Source organism: Scandinavium sp. (genome assembly GCF_036271055.1).
Lineage (GTDB): Bacteria > Pseudomonadota > Gammaproteobacteria > Enterobacterales > Enterobacteriaceae > Scandinavium.
In genome coordinates this window covers 394169-411397 of sequence record NZ_DATBBJ010000073.1, presented here as the reverse complement: position 1 = coordinate 411397, position 17229 = coordinate 394169, and the positions used below count along the sequence as shown (strand labels likewise).

Annotated in this window: 19 protein-coding genes and 1 pseudogene; 6 read left to right on the top strand and 14 right to left on the bottom strand. The window is 50.7% G+C overall.

Going from position 1 to position 17229, the window contains the following annotated elements; all coding sequences use genetic code 11:
- Nucleotides 1-102: 102 nt before the first annotated feature.
- The 4 genes from VH187_RS15710 to VH187_RS15695 form a co-directional block, all read right to left on the bottom strand.
- On the bottom strand, nt 103-972 hold the full coding sequence (locus VH187_RS15710) for an NmrA family NAD(P)-binding protein (RefSeq protein ID WP_329702373.1): 870 nt from the start codon (nt 970-972) through the stop codon (nt 103-105).
- 204 nt (nt 973-1176) lie between these two features.
- Nucleotides 1177-1977 carry a hypothetical protein gene (locus tag VH187_RS15705; RefSeq protein ID WP_329702372.1) on the bottom strand — a complete coding sequence of 267 codons (801 nt, stop codon included), beginning with the start codon at nt 1975-1977 and terminating at the stop codon, nt 1177-1179.
- Between the two features lie 122 nt (nt 1978-2099).
- A complete protein-coding gene (locus VH187_RS15700) occupies nt 2100-2678 on the bottom strand; it encodes a TetR/AcrR family transcriptional regulator (RefSeq protein WP_329702371.1) in 579 nt (192 codons plus the stop codon).
- 135 nt (nt 2679-2813) lie between these two features.
- A complete protein-coding gene (locus VH187_RS15695; RefSeq protein WP_329702483.1) occupies nt 2814-3170 on the bottom strand; it encodes an HXXEE domain-containing protein in 357 nt (118 codons plus the stop codon).
- Between VH187_RS15695 and VH187_RS15690 the strand changes: the two are divergent.
- A pseudogene (locus VH187_RS15690) lies at nt 3156-3344 on the top strand (SDR family oxidoreductase); the annotation flags it as partial. The gene VH187_RS15695 and the pseudogene VH187_RS15690 overlap by 15 nt on opposite strands.
- 393 nt (nt 3345-3737) lie before the next feature.
- Complete coding sequence (locus tag VH187_RS15685; protein ID WP_329702370.1) at nt 3738-4220, top strand: YciE/YciF ferroxidase family protein; 483 nt, start codon at nt 3738-3740, stop codon at nt 4218-4220.
- 448 nt (nt 4221-4668) lie between these two features.
- On the opposite strand, the gene VH187_RS15680 is transcribed toward VH187_RS15685, so the two are convergent.
- Nucleotides 4669-4962 (bottom strand): VF530 family protein, encoded by a 294-nt coding sequence (locus VH187_RS15680; protein ID WP_329702369.1) that lies wholly within the window; start codon nt 4960-4962, stop codon nt 4669-4671.
- A gap of 112 nt (nt 4963-5074) precedes the next feature.
- A complete protein-coding gene (gene fusA, locus VH187_RS15675; RefSeq protein ID WP_329702368.1) occupies nt 5075-7177 on the bottom strand; it encodes an elongation factor G in 2103 nt (700 codons plus the stop codon).
- Nucleotides 7178-7387: 210 nt separating this feature from the next.
- Between fusA and VH187_RS15670 the strand changes: the two genes are divergently transcribed.
- Entirely contained in the window at nt 7388-7696 is a 309-nt protein-coding gene (locus VH187_RS15670; RefSeq protein ID WP_329702367.1) for an ArsR/SmtB family transcription factor, read from the top strand.
- A gap of 74 nt (nt 7697-7770) precedes the next feature.
- Here VH187_RS15670 and VH187_RS15665 read toward each other — a convergent pair whose 3' ends face one another.
- A complete protein-coding gene (locus tag VH187_RS15665) occupies nt 7771-8064 on the bottom strand; it encodes a hypothetical protein (RefSeq protein WP_329702366.1) in 294 nt (97 codons plus the stop codon).
- A gap of 650 nt (nt 8065-8714) precedes the next feature.
- Between VH187_RS15665 and VH187_RS15660 the strand changes: the two genes are divergently transcribed.
- Nucleotides 8715-9065 (top strand): ProQ/FinO family protein, encoded by a 351-nt coding sequence (locus VH187_RS15660; RefSeq protein ID WP_329702365.1) that lies wholly within the window; start codon nt 8715-8717, stop codon nt 9063-9065.
- 45 nt (nt 9066-9110) lie between these two features.
- Entirely contained in the window at nt 9111-10481 is a 1371-nt protein-coding gene (locus tag VH187_RS15655; protein WP_329702364.1) for a glycoside hydrolase family 10-like protein, read from the top strand.
- Nucleotides 10482-10552: 71 nt separating this feature from the next.
- Here VH187_RS15655 and VH187_RS15650 read toward each other — a convergent pair whose 3' ends face one another.
- The 6 genes from VH187_RS15650 to VH187_RS15625 form a co-directional block, all read right to left on the bottom strand.
- Nucleotides 10553-11110 (bottom strand): RNA polymerase sigma factor, encoded by a 558-nt coding sequence (locus VH187_RS15650; protein ID WP_329702363.1) that lies wholly within the window; start codon nt 11108-11110, stop codon nt 10553-10555.
- Nucleotides 11107-11565 carry a hypothetical protein gene (locus VH187_RS15645; protein ID WP_329702362.1) on the bottom strand — a complete coding sequence of 153 codons (459 nt, stop codon included), beginning with the start codon at nt 11563-11565 and terminating at the stop codon, nt 11107-11109. The genes VH187_RS15650 and VH187_RS15645 overlap by 4 nt, the downstream gene beginning before the upstream one ends.
- A gap of 99 nt (nt 11566-11664) precedes the next feature.
- A complete protein-coding gene (locus VH187_RS15640; RefSeq protein ID WP_329702361.1) occupies nt 11665-12618 on the bottom strand; it encodes a hypothetical protein in 954 nt (317 codons plus the stop codon).
- Nucleotides 12619-12647: 29 nt separating this feature from the next.
- A complete protein-coding gene (locus tag VH187_RS15635) occupies nt 12648-13448 on the bottom strand; it encodes a MipA/OmpV family protein (RefSeq protein ID WP_329702360.1) in 801 nt (266 codons plus the stop codon).
- A 126-nt stretch (nt 13449-13574) separates the two neighbouring features.
- On the bottom strand, nt 13575-14090 hold the full coding sequence (locus VH187_RS15630) for a DUF6622 family protein (protein WP_329702359.1): 516 nt from the start codon (nt 14088-14090) through the stop codon (nt 13575-13577).
- A gap of 88 nt (nt 14091-14178) precedes the next feature.
- A complete protein-coding gene (locus VH187_RS15625; RefSeq protein ID WP_329702482.1) occupies nt 14179-15096 on the bottom strand; it encodes a LysR family transcriptional regulator in 918 nt (305 codons plus the stop codon).
- Between the two features lie 131 nt (nt 15097-15227).
- Here VH187_RS15625 and VH187_RS15620 point away from each other — a divergent pair, with 131 nt between their 5' ends.
- The gene (locus VH187_RS15620) at nt 15228-16658 is read left to right on the top strand and encodes an MFS transporter (protein WP_329702358.1); all 1431 of its coding nucleotides are present in this window, start codon (nt 15228-15230) and stop codon (nt 16656-16658) included.
- Nucleotides 16659-16750: 92 nt separating this feature from the next.
- Here the strand turns inward: VH187_RS15620 and VH187_RS15615 are convergent, their stop codons facing one another.
- Nucleotides 16751-17179 (bottom strand): OsmC family protein, encoded by a 429-nt coding sequence (locus tag VH187_RS15615; protein ID WP_329702357.1) that lies wholly within the window; start codon nt 17177-17179, stop codon nt 16751-16753.
- Nucleotides 17180-17229: the final 50 nt, after the last annotated feature.

The following is a 17229-nucleotide window of genomic DNA, read 5'->3' as shown; positions in this document are numbered from 1 at the left end:
CTATGAAGAAACTGGCAAGGCGCATGGTTGCCATTCTCCTAAGAGGGGAATGACAAATGCGCCTTGCCAGAGGCGTATTTGTTTTAGTAAATCAAAAAGAAGTTAATCCTTATTCTCAGTGCGCGCAGCCAGGAAAAACTGTTTCAGCGGGGTCTTACCAGCCTTGCGCTGCACTTGCCCGGTTCCAAATCCAATCACACCAGAGTTCATGCTATCAAGCATGTCTTCATAGGCCCAAAGACTCTCGGCGGGGATCCCCGTCTGGGTAAGTGCTTCAGCCCATGAATCTCGAGGTATCGCTTTTGCTTTAACTTCATGGCCCAGTACTTCTCCAATCTGTTGTGCAGCATCATCAGGACTTAGCATTGAACCCAGTTCAATACAGACTCTGTCTTGCCATTCACTCATGAGCAATTCTGCCACTTCGGTGCCCATATCTTCGGACGCGACCATGGGGATCTGACGGCTGGTAGGGGAATAAAAAACGGGTAGTTCACCATTTTTCCCGGTCTGGAGACCGTAAAGTAGATTCTCGAAAAAAGCGCCTGCGCGGACAAAAGCTACAGGGAAGGGCATATCATTCAGAGATTGCTCAAGAAGACGAACCGCATATGCGGCTCCAAGCCCAGACTCCTGTTCCGCACCGATGGACGAAAGGGCGACAACTTTTGCGGGTAGTTTGGCATGTAATGCCTCGGCCATACTCGTAATGACCGCTTTCGCTTCACGAAAGTCTCGGGAGGGCGCGAGGACAGGTGGCATCATCAGATAGACGCCTTCCACATCCTGTAAAGCGATACTCATTGCTTCAACATCTTCCCAGGCACCTTCAATTAACTCAACACCGGCATGCGCCCAGCTTGCCGCTTTACCTTTATCGCGTACCAATGCGCGTACTTGCTTACCTTGCTGCAGTAAATGACGAGCAGCGGCACCGCCAACATTTCCGGTTATTCCCATGATCAAATACATAAATAGCCTCTTGAAGATAATTAACGGACATGCCCGAATGTGACCTTAAATGTCTTTCTATAATCAAAAAATTTACCTGAAGACCGTAAGGTAATTCTGGTCTTTTATGCTCAGCAACATCAACGGACATCTAATATTGGCAGGCCATCAGCATCAAAACGGGCTGCAGAAGCAGCCCGTAAATAGACAGTTAAACCCAGTATGTTATTTTTCCGGGAAGAGGAACGTCAGGTTCATTCGAAGACCCCAGCCTTCCGGGCCTCGGGTATCGTCAGTTACCGCCCAGTAGCGCACGCCAGTACCCACCTGAATAATCTGATCACCCACTTTCAACACCTGATTCACCATCAGGTTAACCGGCACGCTCCACTGATTATCTCGCCAGTCATAGGTTGATTCCGTGTTTAGTGCCACAGAAGTCGCAGTCGGCCAGGTGTGGCTGATGAAGGGCTGAAGCAGTGTCTGGCTGGTGTGAGAGCGATTGCTTCTGCCCGCATAATCCCATACGTGATTGACCAGGGCTCCATACGTCCATGGACCTTCCTGCTTCAGAAGAATGGCTGTTGGTCCCGCGCCCCAGCTTTTGCTGGAGAGATCGGTTCCGCTCGGAATGGTCAGAACAGGGCCCAGACCCCAGATATAACCGTTCGAGGTGCGTTTTTTAGGGGAGTACCAGAAACTTTGCGTGATATCACCGACGGCGGTTTGAATTCCACTGCCTGGAGAAGTATTGCGCTCACTGATGATGGGAAGAATGGTACGACTGATAATAATGGCATCATCCGAAAAATCAATGGGCATGACGGGCTGGATATTAAGGAGATTACGTGCCCCTTTATTGGAGCCGACATCCTGGTCATAGTCATACTGAAACGGAACGCTAATGAGATTAGAGATCGGGTTGTTCAGTTTTTTAGCCAGTTCTTCACTATTTTCAGCGGCAAAGAGATGCGTGGTGGAACAGAGTGTGGCAATAGTAACGGCCAGTACTTTTTTATTTTTCATTAAATTTCCCGAAAGAGATATACGCATGTTTAGATGAGTCTAGTTATGGGTTGATATAACAACAAGGTAACGACTGGAACTAATTATTGAAATACATGCACTTATAGTGTGGCTATATAAGATCATTGCTGATCAGGCGATATTTCAAGGGCTTGCCAGAACATTCTGAAACCCATATCAATAATCTTGTTCTCATCGGCAGGAGCCTTGAGGACAAAATCAATCGTGGTTTCCGCAAGGGATGTAATTACTGAGGTGATGAAAGCGACATTATTTCCGTTACGTGAATTACCAAGTTCAGCCAACACGTCATGCACTTCTTTCAGCATAGCCTGAGCCTTTTGATGAGCTTCCTCTGTGATAAAGCATGACAACATCAGTTGTTGCAGCACATGGCGGCGCTCAGGATGCTGGCGAGCCCATATGACGTAGGTTTTCCATGCATGAAAGGCTTTCACTTTGATGGTGCCTTCAGCAGGAAAGGCATGCGCAAGCGACGTCATAATTTCACTTTTGAGCGCCAGATAGAGGCTATTCAGCAACGTGACCTTGTCTGGAAAATAAACAAACAGTGTCCCGGCTGAAACACCTGCGCCTTTAGCAATGGCTGAAGTGGTGGCATGAAGTCCATGCAAATTAATACAGTGAATGGCAGAGGAGAGGATCGCCGCATGCTTTGCTTCATCAATGGGTTTAGCCATGACCATACCTTAAGTGAGTGATTACTCAATCATACTTTGGTATGTTTGCTAACCAAATGATAATTATCCTGAATCGTCTTATTTATTGACGGGATATGACGGTTGGCGAAGGATAAAGTCTGCGGTTGATCAGACTCAAAACCTACTTCCACCGAACCGGCTCATTTCGGCTTCTGAAAAAGGGTATTTCGACTGTTTGTTTCTGAGAAAAATAATTGGCAGCAAAAATAGGACAGCCACGGCGCCAAGAGTCACGAAGAAACCAAGCACGAAATCTTCGGTGCTTGCAAGATTGTTGTTCATTATGTACTGGATGTAATAAATACCAACGGGCAAGAACAAAAACAGGGTTGTAGCAAGACCTGGATTGTAAAGACGCTTAATCCGTAGAGGTACGGCAACACCGTGGGCTAGCACCTGGAATAAGCCTAATCCAACCTGTGCAAGACCGAGCCAGATGAAACTGGGGAAGGAGACTGGACGGTCCTTCAAGCCTGTGGCGGTCAGCCGCAGGATAAACTTGAACAATTCGGTGCCTCGTCACCGCTTGGAAGGCCGGGGCAACCGGCGGAAATAGCCCCGTTGTATGTCACCCTGGCCGCTGATGAGAGCAGCTATTGTTCAGGTCAGGTCTGGTGTTCGGATGGAGGTACAGGAACACTGTGATCACGGCAGATTAAGAGGTTTCGTGGACGATATTAACTTCGCAGGGAAGTGAAACAAATAACCTTGCCGTTGAAAGACAAAATATATTTTATATAAATGACGTACAACCTTCTGATTATTGTCCAATCAAATAATTTGTTACGAATATTTTAATATTTACGTTACCTGAATCATTCCCATGTACGCTAAACGCTGAATTGGCCGAGATGGCTTTACCAACATCGCATACCGATGCGCCATAATATCACGCTACCGCGACCAGTCTGATATTAAGACCATTACTGGCTAATCCCCTAATCTTTCTCATCCCCAAAGTGACCGGGTAGGCTAATATTAACATTCAGCAGAATTTACATGTTAATAATCCTCCATGAACAAACAGGATATTTTGATATGACAATTAAAACCTTGGCAGACCTTTTTATCCACGATTTATCAGATATATACAGTGCCGAAAAGCAGATTACTCGCGCCTTACCAAAAATGGCGAGAGCCGCGAGTGACGAAAAACTGATAAATGCATTCAAAGCACACCTCGAAGAAACCCATGGCCAGATAGAGCGCCTTGATCAGATTGTCGATGTCACCGACGGTGTGCGGATCAAAAGGATGAAATGCCATGCTCTGGAAGGCCTGGCGGAAGAGGCGCAAGAAATCATTGATTCTATCGAAGCCGGGCCGGTTCGGGATGCGGGGCTGATAGGTGCAGCCCAAAAAGTGGAGCACTATGAAATAGCCACGTACGGGACCTTACAGGCATTAGCTCTTAAGCTGGGTTACAAAGAAGCAGCCAGGTTACTGGGCGAAACGCTGAAGGAAGAAAAAGCGACCGATGAAAAGCTGACTATCATCGCTGAGCAGCAATCGGGAGAGTAAGAGCCGATTAACGCAAAGTGCTGCTGATAAGATGCCGCGCGATTATCTCGCGGAAAACAGATGCGCCAAGTCGCCAGTTTCTGTACGGCACTTGGCGTCATATACCTATGACTGCTGAAAAGAGTATCAAAGGGGCAATGAGTTACGATTGGGGAAAGTGTTACCGGATGATGTTCAATACCATTCCGGGCAAATGATGCACGCATAGACATGATTATTGAGCTCCCACAACATCAGTGCGCATAATGTATATTATGTTAAATGGCATTTATCACTTCAAAACGCACTCAGCCTACTGTAGCCCCTTATCCCATTAACGTCAGACCCTTCCCTTTTAGTCTGTTACTGGCAAACCCTTTAAGATATGCCAGTAATTTTCATTGTTGATGTTACGCCCCGAATCGGGGCCTATTGGTCATTGAGCGTCAACGGAACACAAAGACAATACTTATTCCAACGGTTTCTTACCCTGCCAGTTTGCCCACGGATTTTCAGCACTTGCTTCATCGATAATGTCATCTTGCTCATGCAAAGTATCGATATACAGATCTTCGACTTCTTTACGCGCCCACGGTGTACGGCGCAGGAACTTGAGGCTCGATTTGATGCTCGGGTCACTTTTAAAACAGTTGATATTGATGCGTTTCGCAAGCTCGGCCCAGCCATATTTGCCCACCAGCGTGTTCAATAACGCTTCGAGGGTTACGCCGTGTAACGGATCTTTAGAGGGCTGATGAGTCATGTTTTTTCCTGCGATACAGTAGATATTGCGCACACCATACTGATTCAAAAAGCCATGCGCAATAAAATAGCGGCAACTTCCCTTGAGAAAGCTGCCGCTGAGTGACTACATTTTACGCTTTGGCGCGTTTGGCGATAATCTCATCCGCAACGTTACGCGGCGCTTCGGCATAATGATGAAACTCCATGCTGTATGTCGCGCGGCCCTGCGACATCGATCGCAGCGTGGTGGAGTAACCGAACATCTCGGCCAAAGGCACATCAGCACGAATTATCTGGCTACCAAACCGCTCTTCCATGCCCTGCACCATTCCACGACGAGAAGACAAATCGCCCATGATGTTTCCGGCGTAATCTTCCGGCGTTTCCACTTCAACATGCATTACAGGTTCAAGGATCACCGGATCAGCCCTGCGAGCGCCCTCTTTGAAACCAAGGATAGCCGCCATGCGGAACGCCATTTCCGACGAGTCGACGTCATGGTAAGAACCGAACGTCAGCGTTGCTTTCACATCGACCACCGGATATCCCGCCAGCACACCGCTGTTCATGGCTTCACGCAAACCCTTTTCCACTGACGGAATGAACTCACGTGGCACCACACCACCTTTGGTTGCGTCTTCAAATTTAAAGCCGCTACCCGGCTCAAGTGGATCGAGCGATAGCACGACATGGCCGTACTGCCCTTTCCCGCCCGACTGGCGTACAAATTTGCCTTCAATTTCCTTAACGGCTTTACGGATCGTTTCCCGATACGTCACCTGAGGACGACCAATATTGGCCTCCACACCAAACTCGCGTTTCATGCGGTCAACAATGATGTCCAGATGCAGTTCGCCCATACCCGAAATAATGGTCTGGCCCGATTCTTCATCGGTATGCAAACGGAAAGACGGATCTTCCGATGCCAGGCGCTGGAGCGCGATACCCATTTTTTCCTGATCGGCCTTGGTTTTCGGCTCGATAGCGAGCGAAATGACCGGTTCTGGAAACTCCATGCGTTCCAGGGTAATCACATGATTCGGGTCACTGAGCGTATCGCCCGTCGTGACATCTTTCAGCCCGACACAGGCCGCTATGTCTCCGGCGCGCAACTCGTCGACTTCATGCCTGTCGTTAGCATGCATCAGCACGATCCGCCCGATCCGTTCTTTTTTCCCTTTTACCGGGTTATAAACAGCATCACCTTTCCTTAATACGCCCGAATACACGCGGATAAACGTCAGCTGGCCGACATACGGATCGGTCATCAATTTAAAGGCCAGCGCCGAGAACGGTTCATCATCACTTGGGTGACGTTCCGCCGGTTGACCCTTTTCATCCACACCGTCAATGGCCGGAACATCCAGTGGAGACGGCATAAAATCCACGACCGCATCAAGCATCCGCTGCACACCTTTATTCTTAAAGGCGCTGCCGCATAGCATCGGCTGAATTTCACCGGCCACGGTTCGGATGCGCAGCCCGGCGATAATATCGCTCTCGTCGAGATCGCCCGTTTCCAGATATTTATCCATTAGCGCTTCACTGGCTTCCGCAGCGGCAGACACCATCTTCTCGCGCCACTGTTGCGCGGTTTCCAGTAAATCCGCTGGCACAGGGCCGTAGCTAAACGTCATGCCCTGCGTTTCGTCGTCCCAATGGATTGCGCGCATTTTGATGAGGTCAACCACGCCGGAGAAATGATCTTCTGCACCCACCGGGATCACGATTGGCACCGGGTTGGCTTTCAGGCGGTCTTTCATCATCTGTACTACGCGGAAGAAATCCGCACCGGGTCGGTCCATTTTGTTGACGAAGGCCAGCCGTGGAACGTGGTATTTATTAGCCTGACGCCATACGGTTTCCGACTGTGGCTGCACGCCACCGACAGAGTCATAGACCATGACCGCACCATCGAGCACTCGCATCGAACGCTCCACCTCAATGGTGAAATCCACGTGGCCCGGGGTGTCGATGATGTTTATCCGGTGCGGTTCTACATTTCTGTCCATTCCGGACCAGAACGTGCTGACCGCAGCAGAGGTAATCGTTATCCCGCGCTCCTGCTCCTGAGCCATCCAGTCGGTGGTTGCCGCGCCATCGTGTACTTCACCCATTTTGTGGCTCAACCCGGTATAAAACAGGATGCGCTCGGTGGTGGTTGTTTTACCGGCATCGATATGCGCGGAGATACCGATGTTGCGATAACGTTCGAGGGGGATGGGTCGAGGCATGATGCGTCCTTAAGTCCTTAGACTTTCAGTCAGCGGCCGGAATTAGCCGCTGTTCAGTTAACGGCAATGATGATAGTACAACTGTACGAGTATATTCGAACTATATTATCTATCATAGCTATCGGCGAAACGACGGCTTAGCGCGTGGCTTTCAGAAAAGGCATTCGGTATATTACCGCTCACCCACGCCCGCAAAGACACAGGAACAGTATGATCGCCAATCACCCAGAACGTGAACACATTCGCCTTGAAAATGTCCTTTTTGCATTGGGGAATGCGCTGCGTCTGGAGATAGTGAAAACCCTGGCCGACGGTTGCGAATTGAGCTGCGGGGCATTACGTCAGGATGTGGCGAAGTCCACCATGACCCATCACTGGCGCGTATTGCGCGACAGCGGGGTTATTTGGCAACGTCCACAGGGAAGAGAGAATATGATTTCGCTGCGCCGGGAAGATTTAGATGCTCGCTTCCCGGGCTTGCTGGATACTTTATTACTGGCAATACAACGGAGTTCGTAGCTACCCCACCCCATTATTCAATTTTCCTGCATGGAAAACCTGCAAACATAATGAGGTGTGAACGTCCGGCGTGATTAATTCACATTTCCAAGACGGCGGGCTCGTTCGAGGCGCGAAAGTCCGGCATCATCTCCTGCATCCTTCAGCACGAAATATTCCGGATCGTTAATGCGTTCTACCTGATGCGCAAGCTCGGTCAATTGTTGTTTCACAACAGCGAGTTCTTTCGTCATCTTTTCATTTTCATGAAGCAAGTCTTGTGTCTGATGGCGAAGCTCAAGGATATGCTTTCCGGCTGCGGGGAAGCGGTTGATTTCTTGCCAGACTGCCATTACAAGCGCGAAAAGCGCAATCACTACTGTGGTCATAAGTTGTTCCTTTCCTTATTTTACCGATGTAACAATTTTTCCAGCCTTCAAATCTCCGTGGATAAGGCTTTTTATGTTGATAAAGAGTAGTTAGTGAAAACCATAGATGTTACAAAATAATAATGCAAGAGAAATGATATCGCCTCAAATTCAATAGTAAACGTAACTAATACATCACAAAAGAATGCTCCTAAAAACTGAATTGCTCATGCCAATTGAATTTCGCCGATGTCGATATCCTTATTTATTTTATATTATGTTATCTGGCATCACTGGCGTGGTTAGATGATTTTTAATCATTACGTTTTCTAATCACATCAGAATATTTATTTTTAAATTTCCCGTGTATTTTGAAAGCACTCATCCCCAACGCTAATTTTCATTCGTGCCTGTTACATCCTGACTGAGGATGGATCCAGCGTTTGTTTCAACCACCAGCCTCCTCGCTTGTTCTGCGTCTCGTGTGCTCGCGCCCCGTCCGCACTGCAGCGCTTTCGCCCTATTCCTCAATTGCCGCTAATATTTCCGGTGAAATGACCGATACCTAAGAGGTGGATCGCTTAATAGTCGCCGTAAAAGGCGTCGCACCACGGAATGCATATCTTTGTTTTATACTGATAAAAACCGTCATGTACCTATGGGAAACTATTGTGGATAAGAATCAACGCGCCCTGCTGCTGCGTGAAAGCTGGCCTTTACTCTTTGCCCAGGAGCCGCCGAAGCCCATGAAAACAGGCATCATGCAGGATTTAATTTCCGATGCGACCCAGCGCGGGATTGATTTTCCGGGGGTCGAGATTGGTAAAGCGCTAAAGCGTTACACGCGAACCATTCCCTACCAGTTGGCTTTAGCGAACCAGTCGCAGCGTTACGGCATTCACGGGGAGCCTGATGGCGTCGTCACAGAAGAACAGCGTCAAATGGCAGTGAACTGGTTAAATAATAATCCTCACTATCCGCAAACAAGCGATAAACTGGAGAGAGAGAAAAAGGTGCGTTGAATGATGCGCCATGATGGCTTGCTCTGACATTCGAATAAGACGAAAATGTCTTTTTATCTAACGCCTGATAAATGTAGGGATACCATCATCAGCACACATCGCCTCTCCTTCGTTGCACGCGCCACTCGCACAGGGCTTCTGATTGCCACCGCGTTCGTGCTCGCCAGTTGCGGTTCTAAACCGCCAAAATCGCTGGTTACGCCGCTGCCTCCGATAGCCAAACACCCGCTGCCGGATAAATCCTTGTCCGATCATGACCCCGTGCGCGGTGTCTGGCTGACGACAGTATCCCGCCTTGACTGGCCGCCGATCCCGTCAGTTAACGTTAGCGACCCCACAACGCGCGCCAACATGCAAAAGAAAGCGCTGACCGATAAACTCGATAAGCTCCAGCGCCTCGGCATCAACACCGTATTCTTCCAGGTAAAACCTGATAGCACAGCCCTTTGGCCGTCACAGATTTTACCGTGGTCCGATATGCTGACCGGGAATATTGGTGAAGATCCGGGCTACGATCCGCTGCAATTTATGCTCGATGAAGCGCACAAACGCGGCATGAAAGTGCATGCGTGGTTTAACCCTTATCGTGTGTCGACCAACGTTAAACCCGGTACATTGGCTGCATTGAATCGCACTCAATCGCTGCGTCCTGCAAGCGTGTTTGTTGCGCATCGTGACTGGATCCGCACTGCTGGCGATCGTTACGTTCTCGATCCAGGCATTCCGGAAGCACGCGACTGGATCACCAGTATCGTGGCCGAAGTGGTGTCTCGCTATCCGGTTGATGGCGTGCAGTTTGATGACTACTTTTATACCGAATCGCCGGGCTCTGCCCTTAACGATAGCCAGACCTTCCGCACTTATGGTCAGGGGTTCGCGTCGAAAGCGGACTGGCGTCGGCATAATACCGACCAACTGATTGAACAAGTTTCGCGCACCATCAAGCAGCTCAATCCCAATGTACAATTTGGCGTAAGCCCGGCAGGCGTATGGCGTAATCGGTCGCACGACCCGGCTGGCTCCGACACTCGCGGCGCGGCGGCATATGACGAATCTTATGCTGATACCCGGTTATGGGTGCAAAAAGGATGGCTGGATTACATTGCGCCGCAGGTTTACTGGCCTTTTGCGCGTGATGCAGCGCGCTATGACGTGTTGGCAAAATGGTGGGCAGACGTGGTGAAACCGACTCACACCCGGCTTTATATCGGCATCGCACTGTATAAAGTGGGTGAACCGTCGCGTAATGAGCCTGACTGGACCGTTCAGGGTGGCGTGCCGGAGCTGAAAAAACAGCTCGACTTAAATGACTCACTGCCACAAATCAGCGGCACGATTCTGTTTCGTGAAAATAATCTGAATCAACCCCAAACGCGGCAGGCTGTGGATTACCTGCAAAGTCGTTGGGGAAGCTGACTGACGCCTCAGCCCTCTTTTTGAACGTTTTCCAGGCCCGGTAAGCGCAGCGCCACCGGGTAATTTTCTCATCACTCCGTCAAATCATCGTAAACACTGCGCATCCGGGTGCGCAGATACAACACTGCTTTATGTTTACGTGACAACAACGCCTGCACGCTGTCTCCAGTTTCATCCGCTAACTCTTTATAGCTCAACCCTTCCAGCTCCGTTCTTTCGAATACTTCGCGCTGTGCGGGCGGCAGTTCTGAAAGTGCGTCTTCCAGTTCTTCCCACAATAACGCTTTCAGATAATCATCTTCCGGCGTTTGCGCCACGCCGAACAACGTTTCCGCCAGTTCATCTTCCGGAAAATCACCGTCTTCATCGGCGTTGAAAAACGCTGACAGCGGTAACTCACGTTTTTTCCGGGCTCTGTCGGTTAGCTCGTTACGGGCGGCACGAAACAGCCAGGCGGCGATGTTTTCCACCGGCTGTTCCACTTTCATCAATTGCCAGGTAATTTCCTGCAGAACGTCATCAGCATCGTCACGTACCGCCGTGCGGCCACGGATAAACGCTGTTAACCGTGACCGACAGGCATTGAGGGCCGAAACCAGCAGCGAATCGCCTGTCACGTCCGCTTTCACTCGCGCGTCTCGGGTTTAGCGGCTTCAGGTGCGTCTGCTTCCGGCGACTGGTGTGGCTTCATCCCTTCTTCACGACGTCCGCGCCAGCCGCAGTGATCGTGATGACCACGATGACCATGACGACCAAACCCTTCGCGGCGCTGCTGCATAAACGTTTCGCGTTGTTCCGGGCTCATATTCATCCAGCGTTCATGCATGCGACGGCGCATGCCGAACATACCAGGACGGAAACCAAGGCCACCAAACAGAATGCGGCATAGCACCAGCAATCCTAATGCCTGCCAGAAACCGATGCTTTTCACGCCAATAATGGCGGGTAAGAGTGCGTTCCATAAAGACATCACTAGCAGCCCAAGTACCACAAAGATCACTGCGCCGATGACTAACGGTTTTGCCATCCGGTGACGGCCAAAACCGTGGCCACGATGATGGTCATGTTGTTCAAAATCTCTCATAGGTATTTCCCTCATTACGATAATTAGATGGTGTTCGTGTTGAGGTAGACGATTGAGGAGGAGAAATATTGCTGAAAAAAAGTGAAAAGATGAAAAAAGTTAAAAACTCATCGCCAGACCGATGCCGTAGCCATCCGTATTTTGACCAAACATGTAACGTGCCACCAGTCGGGTGCGGGTGATGAAGACCGGGTATTTACTGCTGTCGAGCTCTATCCCCAATCCAATGGAACTCAAACTGTTGAACCCTAGCTGTCCGCGTTGCTGGCCCAAATATTCAGTGTGCGCGCCTTCCATCACATAACGCACCGGGCTTTTCAGCAGCGTCCAGTCAAAAATAGGCGCACGGCGCCGCAGATAAAGCCCCAGGTTTTGCGCATTCGCTTCGCCCTGAACCACATCAGACGTGCTGCCAAAAGTTTGCAGATTCATCGCGGAATAACGCAATTCAACGTCAATGTCCTGCGGATCGGAGATCAGCTCATAGTCGAGCATCAGCGAGCCGCCTAAGCCATAAGCGTTCAGCCGCCCGCCGTCGAGAAATTTAAAGTCAGCATCATTTTTTTGCTGAATATAGAAACTCCCCAGACGTACGTCGCTGGCAACGGTTCCCAGCATCACGTTGGCGATTGGACGAAGCACCAGGTTACCGCCCAACTGATCGGTATACAGATGGAAATCCCAGCCGATGCCGCCAGTCGCGGTCAGACTGTTCCATTTGGTAGGGATGTTACGGCTTTGCGCGCCGTCGGTTAAGACAAAATGCGGATCGTAGCGGCTGTAGCCCATCGCTCCTTCAACGTAAATCGGCACACTTTCGCTCAGGGTTGCGCCGCCGCCGAATTGGGTCATCGACAGTTCGTTATTTTCGCCCCCGCCGCTGCCGATATTTAAATCGCTGGCGGTCACATCAGGAAAAACGGAATAGCTCATTAACGCAAGCACCGCATCAGCACGATGCTTAATACGGCTACCGTCAGCGGCGTTACAGAATGCGACCGGGAGACAAGCCGCCGTCAGCAGCAGACGAATGCCAGAACACAGTACAGTCATACGCCTTCACGCCTCCCGCTCTTATCACCCTACCAAGTATAACCAACGCCCGCGATGACATACAACTCACCGTTGTGCTGAACAATCGGGCTGTTAGCAATGTCTTTATCGTAAAACTCGTAGTTCGCGGCGAACAGGCCCATCCAGTGCGGGCTAAAACGATATGTACTCACCACGGCCGCCATCGGTGAAAACGTCGTGCCGGTATCCCACTCCTTGCGTTGCGGTGTGGCTTCAGCGGAGGAGACGCCGCCAAAATAGTAATTCGCCATTTTGTCGCTACGGATCATCATTCCCATGCCAGGCATCACCAGCAGGTTATCTTTCATAATCGGGAAATCGGCCCACAGTAAGAGTTCCTGACCGTTACTGCGCCCGGTGACATCTGAGGCAAAACGGGCGGTCAGCAACGCGTAAGGGGTAATGAGCGTGCCACCGACACCCGCTTCAAACTCCCCTTTTCGCTTATGCATGCCGTGCAGGGCATCCGCATCATCGGGATCAAGGTTGCCGAAGCGATAGCGCCCGTAACCATACACCGCGAAATTGTCATCAAAATGGAAGTAATAGCGTGCACGATCGCCGAGATACATCAGCTGATCGCCGAAATAGAGCGCGCCGGGAATAGCCCAGGTATTGTTATCCTGAGCCTCATAGCGTGCCTGGCCGCTCACCGCGACCCCACCGACAACAAAGCCTTTAGGCACCGGGCTTTTTGGATTGTCGCGTGACAGAATATCGATAGATCCCAAATCGACATCAGCGCGCGCGCATGCGCTTGTTAATACGAGAGCAGTAAGAACAGCCACGGCATTGCGATTAATTGTCATTATAATTCCTGAACGTACTGTTGATCTTCATTTGTAGCGAAAACACCCAGAGAATGCGTAAATTTTTCAAGCGATTAATCTAGCCTGAGCCAAACATAAGGCCAAAAGTTTTGAAGCAGGATCCTCCTAATTTGCGTTCTGAACCGGTGCAAAGTAGCCCTGTAAATAGCGAATAAACTTACCGATAAAGCTCCCGGCAAACAAACCCCCCACCACTACGGCGGCAGCACTCATACCCGGCTGTTGTAACGTTTGCGGCGAAACGGCCGACATCACGCCAAACGTATACTTGATAATAAATGCCACCATCATTAACGGTAACGCCGAATAATCAGCCTGACGATTCACCGTGCGTGGGAGTGTCCCGCGACTGACGCGTTCGGGCTTGATCAGCCAAAGCCCCAACCCTGCACCGACCATCAGCACCCCAATCCACATCGCAACAAGGCCGAAGGACAGATGGCGGTAAATAATCAGATCGTAGACATCCCAACATAAAAAAATCAGCGGAATAATCGCCAACCGCTCCAGCGTAACTGTCGCAGGCTGACGAGCTTTAATACCGCGAATCAGTAAGAACACAAACAAAACGTAGACCCAGACGGGCGTTCCTACCAACATATGACCGATAAATTCAACCATTTACGGATCCTGCGCACATTGAACGGGCACACTGAGAAAAAGCCTGGCACAGCGCTAATCACTTTGCGAATCAGGCTCATCAAGCGTGTTATTCGTTTTGCGGATAATGCCGTTGGCACACGGCTAATACCGTTTGCCGCAACCAGCGATGTGCGGGATCGACTTCCATGCGCGGATGCCACATTTGCGAGATCGTGATAGCACGGGTCTTGAACGGTAACTCGAACATATGCAGTGTGGTGTGCGTTTCTGGTGGGTTCAGAAACGATGCAGGAACTAGCGCAATCAAGTCTGAAGCCTGAGCCACTGCCAGCGCCGAAGGAAAACCGGGCACTACGCTGACAATCTTTCTCGCCAGTCCACGCTCTGCCAGCGCCTCATCGACGGGCCCGTGCGGTTGTCCACGACGGGAAGCGACAACATGTCCCCACACGATGTAGTCACTCACACTTACAGATTCCATCGCTTCCAAAGGATGACCTTTGCGCACCACCCCGACAAAACGATCGCGGAACAACGCCTGCAGACGGATTTCCGGCCCCATATTACTCAGCACGCCAATCTCTAAATCCACCAGACCTTCGCGCAAATAACGCGAGCTTTTCTCCGGCTTCGGTGCAAACCGCAGACAAACCAGCGGCGCAATGGCGGCGACGGCGGCAATCAACACCGGACCAAACGCCTCAATAAAGCCGTCGTTTGCCCGCAATGTAAATACTCTCTCAAGCTTTGCCAGATTCAACTCAACTTTTGAAGGCTGCAAAACCGCTCTTGCTTCGAGCACAGCGTTGCGCGCCCGCTCACGGCTGGCTTGTGCATAGGGTGTTAGTACCATATTTCTGCCTGCGCGAACCAATAATGGGTCGCCCGTTACCTCACGCAAACGGCTTAACGTTCGGCTCATCGCCGAAGTGCTTAAATTCAAACGCCGGGCTGCACTCGCTACGCTTGCTTCTGTCAGCAGCGCATCCAGTGCAATCAGCAGATTAAAATCAGGATCGGTCATCAGAAAGAGATTCCTGCTCATTTAGATAAGGCGCCTGGTGCAACAATACAATGTCAATGCTGCATCTTCCGCCTGTTATATTGTGAGTTTATCCTTTCATCATCGAAACACCAGCTAACGAGACACAAACAATGGAACTCTTTTCTGAAAAACCGGGTGATGAAGGTTTACCAGGTCGCGAACGTGCATTTGCGATGGCGGCAGTAATGACGTCCACGCTGATGGCCGTGTTTGACGGTTCAATGGTGAACATTGCCCTGCCGCAAATGGCGCAGTCGTTACAGGTTGCCGCGCCAGTCGCCGTGTGGTTTGCCAATGGTTATCTGCTTTCTGCCGCCATGACGCTGGCAATTTTTGCTGCACTCGCCACCCGGTTTGGCTTTCGTCCTGTTTTTATCTTTGGGCTGAGTCTGTTCACGCTGGCATCGCTGGGATGTGCAATGTCATCCAATGCCGACATGCTGATTGTGATGCGCATTTTGCAAGGCATTGGCGGCGCCGCTACGCTCAGCATTGCACCGGCTATATTGCGCTCCGTTTTTCCAGGGCGTCTGTTGGGTCGTATTCTTGGGTTAAATGCACTGTTGATTGCTTCCAGCACGGCTATCGCCCCGGTTCTTGGCGGCACTTTGCTCGAAACACTGAGCTGGCAATGGCTGTTTGCGATTAACGTTCTGCCGGGAATGTTGGCGTTAACGTTGGCTATTAAAGCAATCCCACATAAACCCACGCTGGATGCCCATAAATTTGATGGCGTCGGCGCGCTGCTTTCCGCGACAATGCTCGGCGCTTTGATCATGGCTGCAAACAGTTTTGCTAATCCCCATGCCGCCGATCATTCGCTTAGCGTCAGCGTAATGGGATGGGCCGCGCTGGCGCTCATCAGCGGGATTACGTTTGTCTGGCATATTCGTCGGATTGAAAAACCGCTGCTGCCGCCGGTAATCTTCACTTCTGGCCGCTTTTCCCTTGCGGCACTGACCTCACTGGCATCGTTTATCAGCCAAGGGATTACGTTCGTCGCCCTGCCTTTTCTGTTCCAGAGCGTCTACGGTTACAGCGCTTTCACCTCTGCGTTGCTGTTTACGCCGTGGCCGGTAGGCATTGTGTTAGTCGCGCCCCACGCCGGACGTCTGGCAGACAAATATTCGCCCTCCATTATTTCGACCGTGGGATTACTGATGTTTGTTGTGGGTTTGGCCTTACTGGCGATGCTGCCCGCTCATGCGGAAATGTGGGATATCGGTTTGCGCAGTCTGGTATGTGGCATGGGATTTGGCTGCTTTCAGAGTCCGAATAACCGCGAAATGCTGTCGAATGTGGCGCGGGAATACAGTGGCTACGCATCCGGTGTGCTGGCGATTATGCGTACCTTCGGGCAGTGTCTTGGGGCGGCGTTGGTTGGTGTGTTATTGGCGGTGATGGTATCCGGCACCAGTGCGACACTGGAAGAAAATGCAGTGCGAATGAGTTTGTGGGTCGCGGTGGCGGCTTCCGGGCTGGCTATTCTGTTGAGTCTGAGTCGCCTGCGCCGCCATCAGCAGCGAAATGCGCAGACATAAGTGACAACGTCACACAAAGCCTTTCAGTTTCGCCAGAAAAATGCGGTAACGGATGTCGCTATACGCCCGCAGAATGCGGGCGGTGCGAGGATTTAATTCAGTTTATAGTCGAGCGTAATCTCAGCTTTCAGCACTTGAGATACCGGACATCCGGCTTTCGCTTTCTGGATAATACCGTCGAACGTACCCGGATCGATATCCGGAACCGCGATTTTGCTTTGCAGCGCCACTTTGGTAATCGCAAAACCTGCATCGACTTTATCCAGCGACACCGTGGCCTCTGTGTCAATTGACGTGGCGGTAAACCCGGCTTCGCTCAGCATTAATGAAAGCGCCATAGAAAAACAGGACGCGTGCGCGGCTGCAATTAACTCTTCCGGATTGGTGCCTTTTGCGCCTTCAAAGCGGGTGTTAAAGCCGTACGGTTGCTGGCTGAGCGCCCCGCTTTCTGTGGAAACGGTGCCTTTCCCGCGCTTGAGATCGCCTTCCCAGTGTGCCTGACCTTTCTTGTGGATTGTCATCGTTCACTCCTCTTTCCATTGGGCTGTTAAGTATAGAACACACGATTCAG